Origin of the sequence: Nocardia puris, from assembly GCF_003315035.1 — a bacterium.
GTDB lineage: Bacteria > Actinomycetota > Actinomycetes > Mycobacteriales > Mycobacteriaceae > Nocardia > Nocardia puris.
Window position 1 is genome coordinate 26,888 of the sequence record NZ_QNRE01000008.1, and the last position, 15,283, is coordinate 42,170.

Genomic DNA, 15,283 nt, shown 5'->3' on the forward strand with positions numbered 1-15,283 from the left:
CTTCTCGAAGCCGGCGTCGGCGGGCCGGCGGGGCAGCGGCCTGAACCGCCGTGTGCCCGCGTCGGCGCCGCCGTTGGCGTGGTGCGCGTCCGCGGCATGCCAGACCGTGCGGCTGCCGGATTCGACCGGCATGGTGGCGATTTCGGCGTCGGCACGTCGGTGCCGGTGGGGCGTCTTCGGCACGTCAAGACTTTTCGGTGCGGTTCTCGCCGTTCTCCTGGTCCGCGCCGGAACCCGCCGCATCACCTGCGGCAGTGCCGGATTCGGCGGGGGCGGTGCCGGACTCGGCAGGCGCGGTCCCCGACCCGGTAGGCGTCGCCGTGCCTGATCCGGCAGGGGCACCGGTTTCGGTGGGCGCGGAGGCCGGGGCGCCCGCACCCTGCGCATGAGCACCACGCGACGACCGCGACTTGCGGCGGATCACGCGGACGAGGGCGTACCCGATCGCGCCGAGGACCGCGAGGAAACCGACCCACGGAATCGCCTTGCCCACGAACACGATCGCGTCCTTGCCCCAGTCCACGAACGAGTTCCAGCCCGCGGCGAGGCCTTCGAAGAAGTTGCTCGGATCGTCGGAGGAGGTCTCGGCGTCGGTGGTGATCTGAATCGTGAGGGTGGACAGCGCGACCTGGTCGTCGAGGCGGCGCTTCTGCGCGACGAGACTGTCGAGTTCACCCTGCCGATCCGACAGCGCCTCCTCGGCGGCGAGGAGATCGGCGGTGTCGGCGGCGGTTTCGATGAGGGCGCGCAAGCGGTCCACCGAGGCGCGCAGCGCGGCGATCCTGGCGTCCAGATCTTCCCACTGCATGGTGACGTCGTCGCGGTTGACGGTCACGCTGGTGAGCGTGCCGAGGCCGCCGAGCCCGTCGAGGAACTCGTCGGTCTTGTCGGCGGGCACGCGCACGGTGAGCGAGGCGCTGGGATCGAGGTCGTCGGTGCCCGGCTGTTCGGTGCGGCTGTCCACCCGCCCGCCCGCCCGCCGCACCTGGTCGATCACCTGCGCGGCGGCGCCGATCGGATCACCCGAGGTGATCTCGACGTTGCCGCTCACCACCTCCTTGCGGTCCACGGTCTCGGGCGCCTGCTGCCGCTGGTCCGGCACCCCCTGCTCGCGCAACCCGGGCGGTGCGACGGGCGCGACCGTGGCGAGCCCCGGCGCGCTCCCGTCGGACCGCTCGTCGTCCCCACCGCACCCGACCAGCAGCCCCATCCCGAGCAGTCCGGCACACACCACCGCAAGCGTTCGCATACTCGCAGGGTAACCGCCCCGGCGAACCCGGTCACCGATCCGCGCGCAATCCCGTCCGCATCACTGGAAGTCGCGAGATTTGGAGTGGATGCGCAGGTCGAGGGGCTGGAGGTGTTCGGCGAGGACGCTCACCGCGCCCTCGGCGTTCTGGACGCGGCCGCGGATGAGCAGGGCGGGGGCGTGCTGGGCGAGGCGGCGGTGGCGCGCCCACAGGCCGACCGAGCAGACGACGTTCACCATGCCGGTCTCATCCTCCAGATTGAGGAAGGTGACGCCCGCGGCGGTGGCGGGCCGCTGCCGGTGCGTGACCGCGCCGCCGACCAGCACGCGGGACCCGTCGCGCACCGCGAGCAGTCCGGACGCGGGCACCACGCCGAGCGCGTCGAGGCGGGCGCGCAGGAATTCGGTGGGATAGCTGTCCGGGGAGACGCCGGTGGCCCACACGTCGGCGGCGGCCATCTCCAGATCGCTCATGCCGGGCAGGGTGGGCGCGGTGGTCGCGGCGCCGGTGCCGGGCAGCAGGCCCGCGCGCTCCCCCGCGGCCGCGCCCGCCGCCCACAGCGCCTCACGCCGGGTGAGGCCGAGGCTGCCGAGCGCGCCCGCCGTGGCCAGCGATTCCGCTTGGGCGACACTGAGTTCCACGCGTCCGGTGAGGTCGAGGAACGAGGTGTAGAGGCTGCGGTCGCGCGCCGCGACAATGCGTTCGGCCAGGTCGGATCCGATGTGACGAACGGCGGCAAGTCCCAGCCGCACCTGCTTCCCGCCCCCTTCGAGGGTGGCCTCGGCGAGGCTGGCGTTGATATCGGAGCCGTGCACCACCACCCCGTGCCTGCGCGCGTCGGCCACCAGCGACTGCGGCGAGTAGAACCCCATCGGCTGCGCGCGCAGCAGCCCGGCGAGGAACGCGGCGGGATGGTGCAGTTTGAACCAGGCCGAGTAGTACACCAGCGCGGCGAAGCTCTGCGAATGGCTTTCCGGGAAGCCGAAATTCGCGAAGGCATAGAGCTTCTCGTAGATGCGGTCGGCGACCTCTCCTTCGATGCCGTGCCGCTCCTTCATCCCTTCGTAGAGGCGGGCTTTGAGCCGCTCCATGCGTTCGGGCGAGCGTTTGGAGCCCATGGCGCGGCGCAGCTGGTCGGCTTCGGCGGCGCTGAAACCGGCCACGTCGACGGCGATCTGCATGAGTTGCTCCTGGAACAGCGGCACGCCGAGGGTGCGGCCGAGCGCGTTGATCAGCGACGGATGGTCGTAGTGCACCTTCTCCTGTTTGTTGAGGCGGCGGATGTAGGGGTGCACCGAACCGCCCTGGATCGGACCCGGCCGGATCAGCGCCACCTCCACCACCAAGTCGTAGAACTTGGTGGGCCGCAACCGGGGCAACGTCGCCATCTGCGCGCGCGACTCCACCTGGAACACGCCCACCGAATCGGCGCGCGAAAGCATCTCGTAGACAGCGGGTTCGGCCAGGTCGAGGGCGTGCAGATCCACCTCGACGCCCTCGTGCTCGCGCACCAGATCGATCATGTAGTGCAGCGCGGAGAGCATGCCCAGCCCGAGCAGGTCGAACTTCACCAGGCCCGCGGCGGCGCAATCGTCCTTGTCCCACTGCAATACGCTGCGCCCCGCCATGCGCGCCCACTCCACCGGGCACACATCGGCCACGGGCCGGTCACAGATCACCATGCCGCCCGAATGGATGCCGAGATGCCTTGGCAGGCCCTCCAATTCGGCGGCCAGTTCGAGCACCGGGGTGGGGATGTCGGTGCCGGCCTCGGTCTCGACACCGGTCCAGCGACTCACCTGCTTGCTCCACGCGTCCTGCTGGCCGGGCGAAAAGCCCAGTGCGCGTGCGGCATCACGCACCGCGGACTTACCGCGATAGGTGATCACATTGGCCACCTGCGCGGCGTAGGCGCGGCCGTACTTGGCGTAGACGTGCTGGATCGCTTCTTCCCGGCGGTCGGATTCGATGTCGATATCGATGTCGGGCGGGCCGTCGCGCTCGGGCGAGAGAAACCGCTCGAACAGCAGCTCGTTGCGCACCGGGTCGACGTTGGTGATGCCGATGGCGAAGCAGACGGCGGAGTTGGCCGCCGAACCCCGGCCCTGGCACAGGATGTCGTTCTCCCGGCAGAACTCGACGATGTCGTGCACCACCAGGAAGTAGCCGGGGAAGCCGAGCTCGGCGATGACGCGGAGTTCGTAGTCGATCTGCCGGTAGGCCACGGGGTTTCCGGACGGCGGTCCGTAGCGACGGGCCGCGCCCTTGTAAGCGAGATCGCGCAGCCAGGAGTCCTCGTCGTACCCCTCCGGCACGTCGAACGGCGGCAGCTGCGGCGCGATGAGCCGCAAATCGAACGCGCATTCGCGGGCCAGGGCCGCGGCGTCGGCCACCGCGTGCGGCGCGGCCGCGAACAGCCGCGCCATCTCCGCGCCCGACCGCAGGTGCGCGCCGCCGGTGGGCGCGAGCCAGCCCGCGATGTCGTCCAGGCCGCGCCGGGCCCGGATCGCGGCCAGCGCCATCGCGCGGCGGCGCTGCGCGGGACTCGCGAAATGCGCGCCGGTGGTGGCGACGGTGGGCAGGCCGAGCCGCCCGGCCAGGGCGAGCAGCAGGGCGTTGCGTTCGTCGTCCTCGGGGATGCCGTGGTGGGTGAGTTCCACCGCGACGCGGTCGAGGCCGAACCGCTCGGTGAGCTCGCGCAGCGCCGCCTCGGCGCGCGGCAACCGGGCGGCGCCCTCGGCCAGGTCCCGCGCCAGCGCCCGGCGCAGATGTCCTTTGCGGCAACCGGTCAGGATGTGCCAGTGCCCGCCCGCGGCGGCGGTGAGCGCGTCCAGGTCGTAGCGCAGCACGCCCTTCTCCCCCGCCGCCAGGTGCGCGGCGGAGATCTCGCGGGACAGACGGCGATACCCCTCCTGGCCGCGAGCCAGTACCAGCAGGTGCGGGCCGGACGGGTCGGGCTCGCCGGTGCGCGGCGCGGAATCCGGCGCGGCGGCGTGCACCTCGAGATCAGTGAGACCACCGGACAGGAAACCCGTTGCGGCGGAACTGTTCACACCGGAGGTGAACCGGCTCTGCGCACCGGCCTTGCGCTCCCCCGAAACACCCTCGCCCAGTGACAGTTCCGCCCCGAAGACCGTCGGCATCCCCCATTCCTTCGCGGCCTCGGCGAACCGCACGGTGCCGTAGAAGCCGTCGTGATCGGTGAGCGCGATCGCCTCCAGGCCGAGCCGCACCGCCTCCTCCACCAACTCCTCCGGCTGACAGGCGCCGTCGAGGAAGCTGTAGGCCGAATGGGCGTGCAGCTCGGCGTAGGGCACGACCGGGCCGTCGGGGCGGCGCACCGGATCCGCTTCGTACGGTTCACGTTTGCGCGTCCACGCGGGACTGTCGCCGCCGTCGCCGGGGTACATGATGTCGGGGTTCGTCCGGCCCGGCCGGCCCGAGAGCACCCGTTCCATCTCCGCCCAGGAGGGCGGGCCGTTGCCCCAGCCCACGCGTCGCCACCTCCGCTCAATCGGTGAACCGCTCGGTCGATCCGCTCCCGACCGCCGCATCCACCCGGTCCAGGCCGGAGCGGATCATCTCGCCGTAGGCGTCGTCGGCCAGGATCCGCAGGTGTCCGCGCGCGATCGCCAATTGCATGCGGGCCGAGTCGAATTCGCCGAGCCTGCGGTGACTGTCGGCCAGGTTCAGGTAGAGCGAGGGCAGGAAGCAGCGCAGCCCCTCGTCGAGCGGGATACCGGGGCCGAAGACGGCGGCGAGCGCGCGCTGATCCCAGGCCAGCGCCTCCGCGTCGTTCTCTTGCAGGACGGCCAGATGGTGGGCCACCACGCACCGCTGTAGCGGGTAACCGGAGGGGTCGAGTTCGTCCCAGAGCGCGCGCAGCGCCCGCCGGGCCGCTTCCGGGTTCACGCCGCCGAGCCGCACCGCGGCAAAGATGTCCGCCATCCGATCGTCCGCCATGCGCACGAGTATCGCACATATGTTCGATTGTTTCGAGGTCGATTCGCACACCGGAATGACCCCTCGAGTATGTGACGATCGCCACTTGGCAGGTAAACTTACTTCGGAGTAAGTTCGTGCCATCCGGGCAGTGCCGCCGACCGAAGGAGCAGCGAGATGACCCAGGCTTCCGACGAGGCCGCCCGCGGGCGGCGCGACCGTCGCGATCTCACCGGCAGGCACGTCGTCATCACCGGCGCGTCCTCCGGCATCGGCCGGGCCGCCGCGATCGCCGTCGCCGAGAAGGGCGCCACCGTGTTCCTGCTGGCGCGGCGCGGGGAGGAACTCGACGCCGTGGTCGCGGAGATCCGGGCGGCGGGCGGTTCGGCGTACGGATACCAGTGCGACGTCACCGATTCCGATTCCGTCGACCACACCGTGAAGACCATCCTCGACGAGCACGGTCACGTGGACATGCTGGTGAACAACGCGGGCCGTTCCATCCGCCGCGCCATCCACCGCTCCACCGACCGCCTGCACGACTACGAGCGCACCATGGCGGTGAACTACTTCGGCGCGCTGCGCATGACGCTGGCGCTGCTGCCGCAGATGCGCGAGCGCAAGTTCGGCCACATCGTGCAGATCAGCAGCGCGGGGGTGCAGGTCGCCACGCCGCGCTTCTCCGCCTACCTGGCCAGCAAGGCGGCGCTGGACAAGTTCACCGAGGTGGCGGCCGTGGAGACGCTCGCCGACGGCGTCACCTTCACGACCATCCATATGCCGCTGGTGCGCACCCCGATGATCACGCCCAGCGGCGATCAGGGGCCCGCGGAGTCGCCGGAGTGGGCGGCGGCCACCATCGTGCGCGCCCTCACCGAGCGCCCCAAGCGCATCGACGTCCCGATCGGCACCATCGCCGAATACGGCGCGCTGCTCACCCCGAAGATCCGCGACCGCATCCTGCACCGCTACTACCGCGCCCTCCCTGACTCCCCCGCCGCCAAGGGCGAACCGGGCGACGAATCCACGGAACCCCCGAAACCCGTTGCCCCCCAACCCCGACCCCGCCCCCAATCCCCCGTCCGCAAAGCCACCGGCGCCGCCCTCCGCCGCGCCGCCCGCTGGGTCCCGGGGACCCATTGGTGAACCTCGGCCGGTTCCGCTTCTCATGCAGCAACGAAATCAGCCGAGCAACAGTGTGATGGGGCCCGGCCCGTGACCAGGCCCACCGCTACCTACCCGAACCCGGCGCCGTCCTGAACTGACACTCCGGGCCGGAACGGCCGCTACGAGGAGCGCGTCGCTGATTCCCTCGCTCACTCGCGCGGCGACAACAGGTCACTGTCGGTGGGGAGCCAGGTGCCGTGGAGGCCGGCGGGGACTCGGAGGGGCACGCGGATCGAGGCGAGGGGGCCCGAGGCGGGGTCGTCGGCGGGGAGGATGTGGAACCAGGACGTCATGTCGGAAGGGTCGGTGCCGAGGGTGCCCCAGTAGGCGCGGTCGGTTCCGGGGAGGAAGACGGGCTCGCCGACGGCGAACTCTCCGGCGTTCCACCATGTTTCGGTACCCGCGTGGGTGTCGAGAAACATCAGGGCGTTCTTGCCCGGCCCGGACGCGCCCGCCCCGCCCACGGTGGCGATCACGCCGTGGTCGCCCGTGAGCCTGCGGTCGTCGATCCGGGGGAACTCGATCGAGGCCACCGCGAGATCGGTGCGATCTGCCGCGCCGGTCGCGGGGTCGATGACCGCGCGCACCAGAGCGCCGCGCTGCGGGGTGTCGACGTCGGCGAGCCCGCCGGGGTACGCCCACTGCACATAGTCCACGACAACCTCGCCGTGCTCCCCGTCGAAGGCGTTCGCGAAGTGCCACACCCAGAACGGGTCGGTCTCGGTCCAGCGCACCGGCCCGCCGTCGCGGGGAATGAGCGCGATCCGGGTCCCCCGCGCCGGGCGCCAGTCCAGCAGCGACCCGCCCCGCAGCAGACCGGGGATGTCGAACACCAGCGGGCACAGGAACAGCACTATCCAGCGCGCGGTGAGCGCCATGTCGTGCACCATCACGGGTTCGTCGACACCGTCGAGCGGAGTCGGGGCGCGACGCTCGGTGCCGTCCGGAGCGACCACCGACCAGGCCAGGTACGGCGGTTCCAGCCGGTAGGTGAACAGCACCAGCTCGCCGGTGCGCGGATCGACCTTGGGGTGCGCGGTGCTGCCGAGCGCCATCGCGCCCCCGCAGTCGTCGCGGCCGAGGGTCGCCAGATCGCCGGGGTCGATCCGGTACGGCAGATCGCTCTCGGCCATGGCGAGTAGTTTCCCGCCGTGCGCCACCACGTTGATGTCGGGCAGTTCGCGGGTGGTGCCCGCGAGTTCGGGGCCCACCTCGTCCGCGCCGGGCGTGTACGGGTCGGTGACGCCCGCCCACAGCGCGCGACCGGCGCGTTCCTCGGCCAGCACCATCGGGGTGCGGACGAAGCGGTTGGTGTAGCGGACGCGTCCGTCCTCGAGGTGGACGCGATGCACCATGGCGTCGCCGTCGATCGGGTACAGGTAGCGCCCGATCGGGTCGAAGCGCGGATTGGGACCGTTGCGGTAGTAGGTGCCGTTCAGGTCGGCGGGCAGTTCGCCGACAACCTCGAGTCCGTCCACGTCCACCTCCTCGCGCTGCGGGGTGAACACGCCGGACAGGTGCGCGTGATGCAGGGTGTCGACCGGAGCGGGCGGCGCGGTGGTGTAGGGAACCATCGGGTCCTCCTCGGGTGGGGTGCCGGATTTCACGATCCTCCGCCGCGGAACGGACGACAAGCCCCTGCATCGGGCGGCACCCGGTGCCACGGGCGCGCGGTGATTCCGGCGGAGGGCGTAGGGTGCCCTGGTCACCACAATCGCGGCCGTGTCAGGGAGGGAGCGCCGATGTCGACACCTTCGTGGGGTTCGCCCCAGCATCCGGGTTCGCCGGGGTATGCGGGCGGAGCGCATGCCGGAGCGGGCGGACAGGTGCCGGGCGCCTCGGGAGGACATGCCGTTCCGCCGGCACCCGGCGCGCACCCCGGGCACGTGAGTCCTTCGGCGGGAGCGTCATTCGCACCGCAGACGCCGATCGGCGCGCGTTACCCGGGTGGGCCGCAGTATCCCGGTGGTCCGCAGTACCCCGGTGGTGGACCCCAGTACCCACCGCAGTATCCGGGTACGCCGCAGCAGCCGCACTATCCCCAGCAGCCGCACTACCCCGCTCCCCAGCATCCCGGGTACCCGGCTCCGCAGTATCCGAACGCCCCGTATCCGGCTGCGCCACAGCACCCGAGCGCCCCGCACCCGCAGGCCGCGCCCCAATACCCCGGCGCCCCGCAACAATCCGCCGCACCCCAGCCGGGCAGCCCGAAAGACGAACTGTCACAGCGCTATCTGGCGGCCGTCACCCACCACATGATGCGGGGGCAGCTCCAGATCTCGCAGAACTGGCTCGGCCCGCTGTGGGGATTGATCGGCGTGGGTTCGGTCATCGCGAACGCGTTGAACCCCATCGAGCTGGCGGTGTGCGTCACGGCGCTGGACGAGATCACGCCCGACGCGGTCAACGCCTTCCCCCGCCACGTCGACGCGTTCGCCAAAACGCTGCGCAGGCAGAGCGCGTTCATCGTGAAGGGCGGCGCGTTCGGCGTCGCCGCCCTGGTGGCGCCGCGCGTGCACCCGGCGGCCCTGCAAGCGGTGACGAACCGGCCCATGAGTTTCGGCTCGGTGATCGTCCCCGCCGTCGTCGACCTCGGCACGCGCCAACTGCACGTCGCCTCCAACACGCCGTTCGTCGGCATGGCGACCTGGGGTGCGGTGCGCAGCCAGGCCCGCATCTACCTGCCCGAACCGCGCGCGGTGCTGGGCTGAGGAGCGCGGCGCCCGCGGTCGGCCTCGCATCTAGTTATTGCTAGCACGCAGCGCCCGCAATCGGCCATGCACCGACGGGATCGCACGGGCTCGGACGCTCAGGCGCCGACGGCTTGCGCGGTCAGCTGCTCCACACTGTCGGCGACCAGGGCGGTGGCGGGTTTCGGCGCGGCGCCGCAGCTGGCTTGGCGCGGGGCGAACGGCACCGTGCGGGCGGTGACGCGCCAGACGCGACCGTCGCGGTGGTGGACGAGTGCCGCGCCGGCGTAGGTGGGGTCGCCCGTGGCGTCGATGTGCTCCGAACGGACGGTGAGATCGTCGAGGTTCGCGGTGATCTCGGCGCGCACGGCGAGTTCGGCGACCTGCTCGACGGGTTTGTGACCGGCGCGTCCACGCAGCCCGGCCAGGGAAACCTCTTCGCGCGCAACGGCTTCGACAGCGGCGATCGCTTCCGCCGCGTCCACGCGACCGTAGGTGAGCCCGGAGGGCAGCACCACCATGGCGGGCGCGAACCGGTGCCCACCGGTGTGCGAGCACTCCCACACCCGCCCCGGATAGCGCCGCGCCAGCGTCGCCGCGATGGGCCGCCCGAGGCGCGCGCAGCACTGATCGCGCTTGCCGTGCGCGCACACCAGCACCGGAGGTTCCTCGACGCGCTCACCGAGACCCGGTGGCGCGCCGTTGATCAGGTGCGGGTCCAGATCCAGGAGCTGGGCGAGGTCGGTGATCTCCAGGCGTTCGCACCAGCCGCCCTCGGCGTGCGAGTTGACGAGCAGAACCGTTCGCGCGCCGGTGAATTCGTACCGTCCCGGCCTGCGGATCAGGGTGGGGCGCACCTTCGCCGCCGACGTGCGCGCCGCGAGTTCGGCGGTGAGTTCCGGGCCGAGCACTTCATCGCCGATCACGTCGCGCCCCCACGCGCCGGGGTGTTCGACGCACAACCACGCGCCGATCCGGGTCGCGGACCCGGGCAGCGGCACCTCGGCCGCGGCGGTCGAGCAGGGCAGTCCGTCGAAGGCGCTCACGGTTCGGCGAGGAACGGCAGGACCGTGGCCTCGAACTCGCGGTAGCGGTCGCGGTGGATGCTGTGGCCGCAGGTGAACGGGACGGCGGTGACGTCGGGGATCGCGTCGAGCAGCACGGCGAGCTTGTCCGGGTCGACCATGCCGCCGGGGCCGCCGCGCAGGATCAGGGTGGGTGCGGTGATGTCGGCGAGGCGGTCCCACCATTCCGGGTTCGGTTTGCGGAACTGTTCGAGCGCGGTCCCGGTCATGGAACGGTCGAAGGCGAGTACCGCGCGCGGGTGACGGATCAGGCTCGACGTGGCGTGCCACAGTTCGGGGACGGTCGGGAAGCGCCTGGTCAGCCGCAGTTCTTCGGTGCCGGACCGCAATGGGAGCGGGCACTCCTCGATGACCAGCCGCCGCACCAGATCGGGCCGCTCCTGCGCCACACACGACACCGCGTACCCACCGAGCGAATGCCCCACCAGGTCCACCCGGTCCAGCTCCAGCCGCTCACACAGCCGCAGCACGTCCTCCCCGAACTCCCCGAACAGGTACGAGTCGGTGTGCGCACTCTTGCCGTGCCCGCGCAGGTCCGGCACGATCACCCGCCGCCCGTCCCGAATCAGCCTGCGCGCGAACCGGTTCCACGTATGCCCATCCCCGCCCATGCCGTGCACGAGCACGACGGGCGTCCCCCCGGCCACCCCCGAGTCCCGGTAGGCGACCCGCACCGCCCCCACCGTAACCTCGGAAAACGTCAGATCCACGATGTTCGAGAGTACCGACCGGCACCGGGGTCCCGCCCGGGGTCTGTCGGGAGGATCACAGGGTGCCCGGGACGGACGGGCCACGATCGCCCGGTCGGAGCGTTGATCCGGCGGGTTGAACGCGCGGATGTTCTTGGTGAGTCCGTAGCGGACGCGTTCGTCGGCCCCGCGCCCACAGTCCCCGACCTGCGCCGCGCTGCCCCGCATGTCCGAGGCGATCCAGGCGAAGAACGCTTCAGTCGTAGAGCCCTTCGGCGTGCCAGCCCTCGGCGCGGTACAGCAGGAGCAGGGTGCGGCTTTCCGGGGATTCGAGGTGTACTTGGACGCGGGCGACCGGGGTGGCGCCCGGCGACCACCAGTGGTCGTCCACGGGCCAGGGGCCGGCCCAGCCGAGCAGGGGCCAGGTGCGGCGTCCCCAGCGCAGGAGGGCGGGGTCGGCGCTGAACAGGCCACGCTCGTCCACGAAAACCGTTGTGCCGTCGGCGGTTTCGAGGAAGACGGGGGGATACTCGGGAAACAGGACGACCGGGGAGGGCTCGGGGAGGCGGCCCGGCCACGGGAGAGCGGGGTCGGCGGTGGGGACGTGTTCGTCGCCGAGCGCGACCAGGGTGACGCGTTCGGCGGGGCCGCGACCGCCGCTGAGCACGCCCACCCGCACCGCTTCCCCGCCCAGCAGGCCCTGCACCCGGATCAGGGCGCGGCGGGCGCGTTCGTCCCCCTCGCCGACGCCGCCCCACAGGCCGAGCTGGAGCGCACCGGCCCGCACCACCTCGACGGGCTCGAGGCGCAGCAGCGTCACGGGGGCGGTGGGGCGAGCGCGGTGGGTCAGCCAACCGTCGAGTTGCCAGCGCACCCGGTCGGCGGTGCCGTCGGGGGTGAGGGGTTCGGCGCAGCGCCAGACCCGCGAGAGTTCTTCGCCGGATTCGGTTTTCGCCGACACCGCCAGACGCGTGCAGGCCAGTCCGGCGGCGGCGAGCCGTTCGTGCAGGCGCACGGCGAGCATGCGGCCCGCGAAAGCGGCGGCGTCGACGCGGTCTACGGGCGGGTCGCAGTGCTGCTCGACCGCCAGGTCGGGCGGGGGGCGGCGCGCCGAGGGCGGGCGGCCCGGCAGCGCGCGGGCGATGCGGTGCGCGGCGACGGCGTCGGCGCCGAAACGAGAGGCGACGTCGGCCGCGGACACCGCCGCGAAATCGCCGATGCGGCGCAATCCCAAGCGGTGCAACAGGTCCGCGAGTTCTTCACGTTCCGGCGGGGCGAGTGCCGGTTCGAGGGCCAGCTCGCCCACCGGGAGCGGGGCGAGGAAGCGGGCGTCGCCACCGGGCGGGACCAGCGCGCCGCGCCGGGCCGCGATCACCGCCGTGGCGAGTTCGTCGGCGACACCGATCTGCGCCTCCACACCCAGCGCCGCGACCGCGTCGACGAGCCGTTCGGCGGCCACCTCCTCGGAGCCGAAGAACCGCGCCGCACCGCGCGCGCCGAGCACCAAGAGCCCCGGGCGCAGCACTTCCACCCCGGGCACCGTCTCGTCGACCGCCGCGACCACCGGTTCGAACAGCCGGGCGTCTCGATCCGGATCATCTTGCGCCAGAAACAGATCCGGGCACACCGCCTGCGCCTCGCGTCGCCGCAGGCCCCGCCGCACCCCTTCGAACCGCGCGACCGCCGAACTCGCCACCACCCGGCTCCCCGCCAGCACCGCCACCGGCCGCGTCGACGGCAACTCCGCCAGCACCGCCGCCGCGACCGCGGGCCAGTCCCGGCACCACACCGCGACCACCCGGCTCCGCGACCGGCTCACGGCGCACATCTCCCGCGGGCCGGCAGCGCATGGCCGGGGCCCGACGGACACGCCGCCGAGCGGGACACCCGGCCCATCACCGCGCCCCCGAACGGGTCCGCAGCCGGCGGATTCCGGCACCGGCCGAACACACCAGCCGGCCCGGCACCCTGCGCCGCGCCCCGCTTCACGACGCACCGGTCGGCAGCTGATGAACTCCGGGCACCCTGACGACCGCACCCAACGGCGTGATCACCGCCCGAACCCGATGCCCGGCCGCAGCCGGATCGCGGCGCATGTCGCTGGAGCACCGGCAGCCGACCGTGCCGGGCGAGGCCACACTCCGACGCCGCCGACCGGCACAACCCGCCCAGCTCACGACGCCACCTCCCGCGCGATCGAACTCACCGCCGCACCCGGGGCGACCCACTCCACCCGCCCGCGCTCCGGTCGCAGTTCGACGCGGGCGCGGCGGGCGGCGCCGGCTCGGTGCCGCACCGCGATCTCCAACCCGAGCGAGCGCAACCGCCCGTGGCCGCGCCCGAGCCCCTCCTGCCCGGTGACGCGGGCATCCACGCGCAGGGTGGGGTTGGGCCAGGACCCCTCGGTGACCACCAGCGCCGAGCCCTTCGCGCGGGCGCGGGCGGCGAGCACCCGGGTGCGCGCCGGGGGCACCGCCGCGCCGCGCAGGCCGAGCACCACCAGGTCGAGGCCGTCCAGCAGGACCGCGGCCACCTCGACGGGGTCGGGTCCGGGGTCGGCGACCACGGCCAGCCGCTCCAGCGCGGCCCCCATCTCCGCCGCCGCGAGCAGGCCGAACCCCGGCATCCCGACCAGCGCCGCGTGCCCGCCCCGCTCGGTCACGCTGGCGAGCAGGCCGGCCAGCAGCGACCGCGCACCCGTGTGCACCACCACCGACCCCTTGCCGAGCCCGCCGCCCGGCAGCAATTCGGCGAGCGGCGCGGGCACCGGCAACGGCGCGCGACCGGGGTCGTCGGCGAGCGGGGAGCGCGCGGCACGTTCACCCCGCGCCGGGACGGCGGCCATCGCGGCGCGCAGTTCCTCCAGCTCACGCCGCTTTTCCGCCGCCGGCCACACGTCCGAACCCATCACAACCACCTACTTCCCGCGATCGACTCCGAGGCGAAGCGAGCGGACCCGGCACCCATCCAGCTATCGATCTGCAATCGAATATACGTTCGATTGTCGCTCCAGTAGACCCCGCCCCCCGAACCCCGTCAAGACGCGGTCGATCACCCCCGGCGTGGCGGCCCAGCCACCCGCTTCACCCGCGCCGCGAGTGCCGCACAGTCGACCGGCCGGCTCGTATCGGCGAACACGGTCGGCGCGAGCCCGAGCGGCACCGCCCCCTCCACCCAGCGGTCCCAGTCCTCGGCCGAACGCTGCCCGTCACGGCCGACCGTCCTCCGCGCGATCGGGCGAGTGCCGCAGGGGGATTCGCTGGGAGACCTCCTCGAGCCGATCGAGTTCGCGGAGGTGTGGCGAGATATTCGGATACCCTGCACAGCATGATCGATCGCCCCCGTCCCATCGTCGGCCCGGACTATCTGGTCGCAGGCCGCTACCGTCTCCAGTCGAAGATCGGCGGGGGCGGTATGGGCGCGGTGTGGCTGGCGCACGACCGGTTGCTGGACAGAGACGTCGCCATCAAGCAGGTGCTCTCCACGGCGGGCCTGCCCGAGGCGGAGGCCACCGAGATCCGCAACCGGATCCTGCACGAGGGGCGGGTCGCCGCGAAACTGTCCCATGAGCACGCCATCGCCGTGTACGACGTGGTGCTGGAGGCGGGCGAACCCTGGTTGGTGATGGAGCACTTACCCTCGCGCAGCGTCGCGCGGGCGCTCTCGCTGGCCGACACGCTGCCGGTGATCGAGGTCGCCCAGATCGGCGCGCAGGTCGCCGACGCGCTGGCCGCCGCGCACGCCGCGGGCATCGTGCACCGCGACATCAAGCCGGGCAACATCCTGGTCGCCGACCGTGGACCCGCCGTCGGCATGGCCAAACTCAGCGACTTCGGCATCTCGCGCGGCGCGGGCGAATCCTCCGACGAGCCCGATGGCATCATCACCGGCACCCCCGCCTACCTGCCGCCGGAGGTGGCGCGCGGCGCGCAGCCCACCGAGGCCAGCGACGTGTTCTCCCTCGGCGCCACGCTCTACACGGCCATCGAGGGGCAGCCGCCGTTCGGCATGGAAGAGGACAGCGACATCCTGGTGCAGCGGGCCGCGATGGCGCAGATCATCCCGCCGGAGCGCAGCGGCGCCCTCACCAACGCCCTGCTGCACATGATGGAACCCGCCCCGCAGCGCAGGCCGACCATGGCCGAGGCGCGCGACGAAATCCTCACCGCCGCTTTCGGTCCCGGCACCGCCCCCTACATCCTCGGTGCACCGGTGCGCACCGAGGACGGCACCATCCCCGCCTGGGCGGCCCGCAATTCCGCCGCCGGACTGCGCAGCCCACACTCCGCGCCCCTGCCGCGCCCGCACCGCCCCGTCGCGGGCCCGGTCGCCACCCCCGCGGCCCCGCAGCGCCCCGCACCCCAGCAGCCGAGCAACGCCCCGCTCGCCATCGCCGTCGGCCTGCTGATCGGGTTGCTCATCATCATCGCGGTCATCGTCGTCGCTATGTGAGAAGTGCT

At 72.4% G+C, this 15,283-nt stretch carries 11 protein-coding genes; 3 read left to right on the forward strand and 8 right to left on the reverse strand.

All coding sequences use genetic code 11. From position 1 onward, the window contains the following. Positions 1–184: 184 nt before the first annotated feature. The 3 genes from DFR74_RS20295 to DFR74_RS20305 are packed head-to-tail and all read right to left on the reverse strand — an operon-like array spanning position 185 to position 5,213. Positions 185–1,249, reverse strand: coding sequence for a DUF4349 domain-containing protein (locus tag DFR74_RS20295; protein ID WP_067512323.1), 1,065 nt, complete (start codon positions 1,247–1,249; stop codon positions 185–187). Between the two features lie 60 nt (positions 1,250–1,309). After that, complete coding sequence (locus tag DFR74_RS20300; protein WP_067512321.1) at positions 1,310–4,744, reverse strand: error-prone DNA polymerase; 3,435 nt, start codon at positions 4,742–4,744, stop codon at positions 1,310–1,312. 16 nt (positions 4,745–4,760) lie between these two features. Further along, complete coding sequence (locus tag DFR74_RS20305) at positions 4,761–5,213, reverse strand: hypothetical protein (RefSeq protein WP_067512318.1); 453 nt, start codon at positions 5,211–5,213, stop codon at positions 4,761–4,763. A 156-nt stretch (positions 5,214–5,369) separates the two neighbouring features. Here DFR74_RS20305 and DFR74_RS20310 point away from each other — a divergent pair, with 156 nt between their 5' ends. Further along, positions 5,370–6,338 (forward strand): SDR family NAD(P)-dependent oxidoreductase, encoded by a 969-nt coding sequence (locus DFR74_RS20310; RefSeq protein WP_067512316.1) that lies wholly within the window; start codon positions 5,370–5,372, stop codon positions 6,336–6,338. Between the two features lie 170 nt (positions 6,339–6,508). On the opposite strand, the gene DFR74_RS20315 is transcribed toward DFR74_RS20310, so the two are convergent. Further along, positions 6,509–7,933 carry a carotenoid oxygenase family protein gene (locus DFR74_RS20315; protein ID WP_067512364.1) on the reverse strand — a complete coding sequence of 475 codons (1,425 nt, stop codon included), beginning with the start codon at positions 7,931–7,933 and terminating at the stop codon, positions 6,509–6,511. A gap of 312 nt (positions 7,934–8,245) precedes the next feature. On the opposite strand from DFR74_RS20315, the gene DFR74_RS35485 reads away from it, so the two are divergent. Beyond that, positions 8,246–9,070, forward strand: coding sequence for a hypothetical protein (locus DFR74_RS35485; protein WP_147265862.1), 825 nt, complete (start codon positions 8,246–8,248; stop codon positions 9,068–9,070). A 98-nt stretch (positions 9,071–9,168) separates the two neighbouring features. Here the strand turns inward: DFR74_RS35485 and DFR74_RS20325 are convergent, their stop codons facing one another. From DFR74_RS20325 to DFR74_RS20340, 4 genes are all read right to left on the reverse strand, one after another. Next, positions 9,169–10,095, reverse strand: a complete 927-nt coding sequence (locus DFR74_RS20325; RefSeq protein WP_067512312.1) for a sucrase ferredoxin — start codon at positions 10,093–10,095, stop codon at positions 9,169–9,171. After that, entirely contained in the window at positions 10,092–10,844 is a 753-nt protein-coding gene (locus DFR74_RS20330; protein ID WP_067512362.1) for an alpha/beta fold hydrolase, read from the reverse strand. The genes DFR74_RS20325 and DFR74_RS20330 overlap by 4 nt, the downstream gene beginning before the upstream one ends. 235 nt (positions 10,845–11,079) lie before the next feature. Continuing rightward, positions 11,080–12,642 carry a DNA polymerase Y family protein gene (locus DFR74_RS20335; RefSeq protein ID WP_233444447.1) on the reverse strand — a complete coding sequence of 521 codons (1,563 nt, stop codon included), beginning with the start codon at positions 12,640–12,642 and terminating at the stop codon, positions 11,080–11,082. Positions 12,643–12,996: 354 nt separating this feature from the next. Next, on the reverse strand, positions 12,997–13,731 hold the full coding sequence (locus tag DFR74_RS20340) for a hypothetical protein (RefSeq protein WP_113975214.1): 735 nt from the start codon (positions 13,729–13,731) through the stop codon (positions 12,997–12,999). A gap of 419 nt (positions 13,732–14,150) precedes the next feature. Here DFR74_RS20340 and DFR74_RS20345 point away from each other — a divergent pair, with 419 nt between their 5' ends. After that, a complete protein-coding gene (locus tag DFR74_RS20345) occupies positions 14,151–15,275 on the forward strand; it encodes a serine/threonine-protein kinase (RefSeq protein ID WP_067512308.1) in 1,125 nt (374 codons plus the stop codon). Positions 15,276–15,283: the final 8 nt, after the last annotated feature.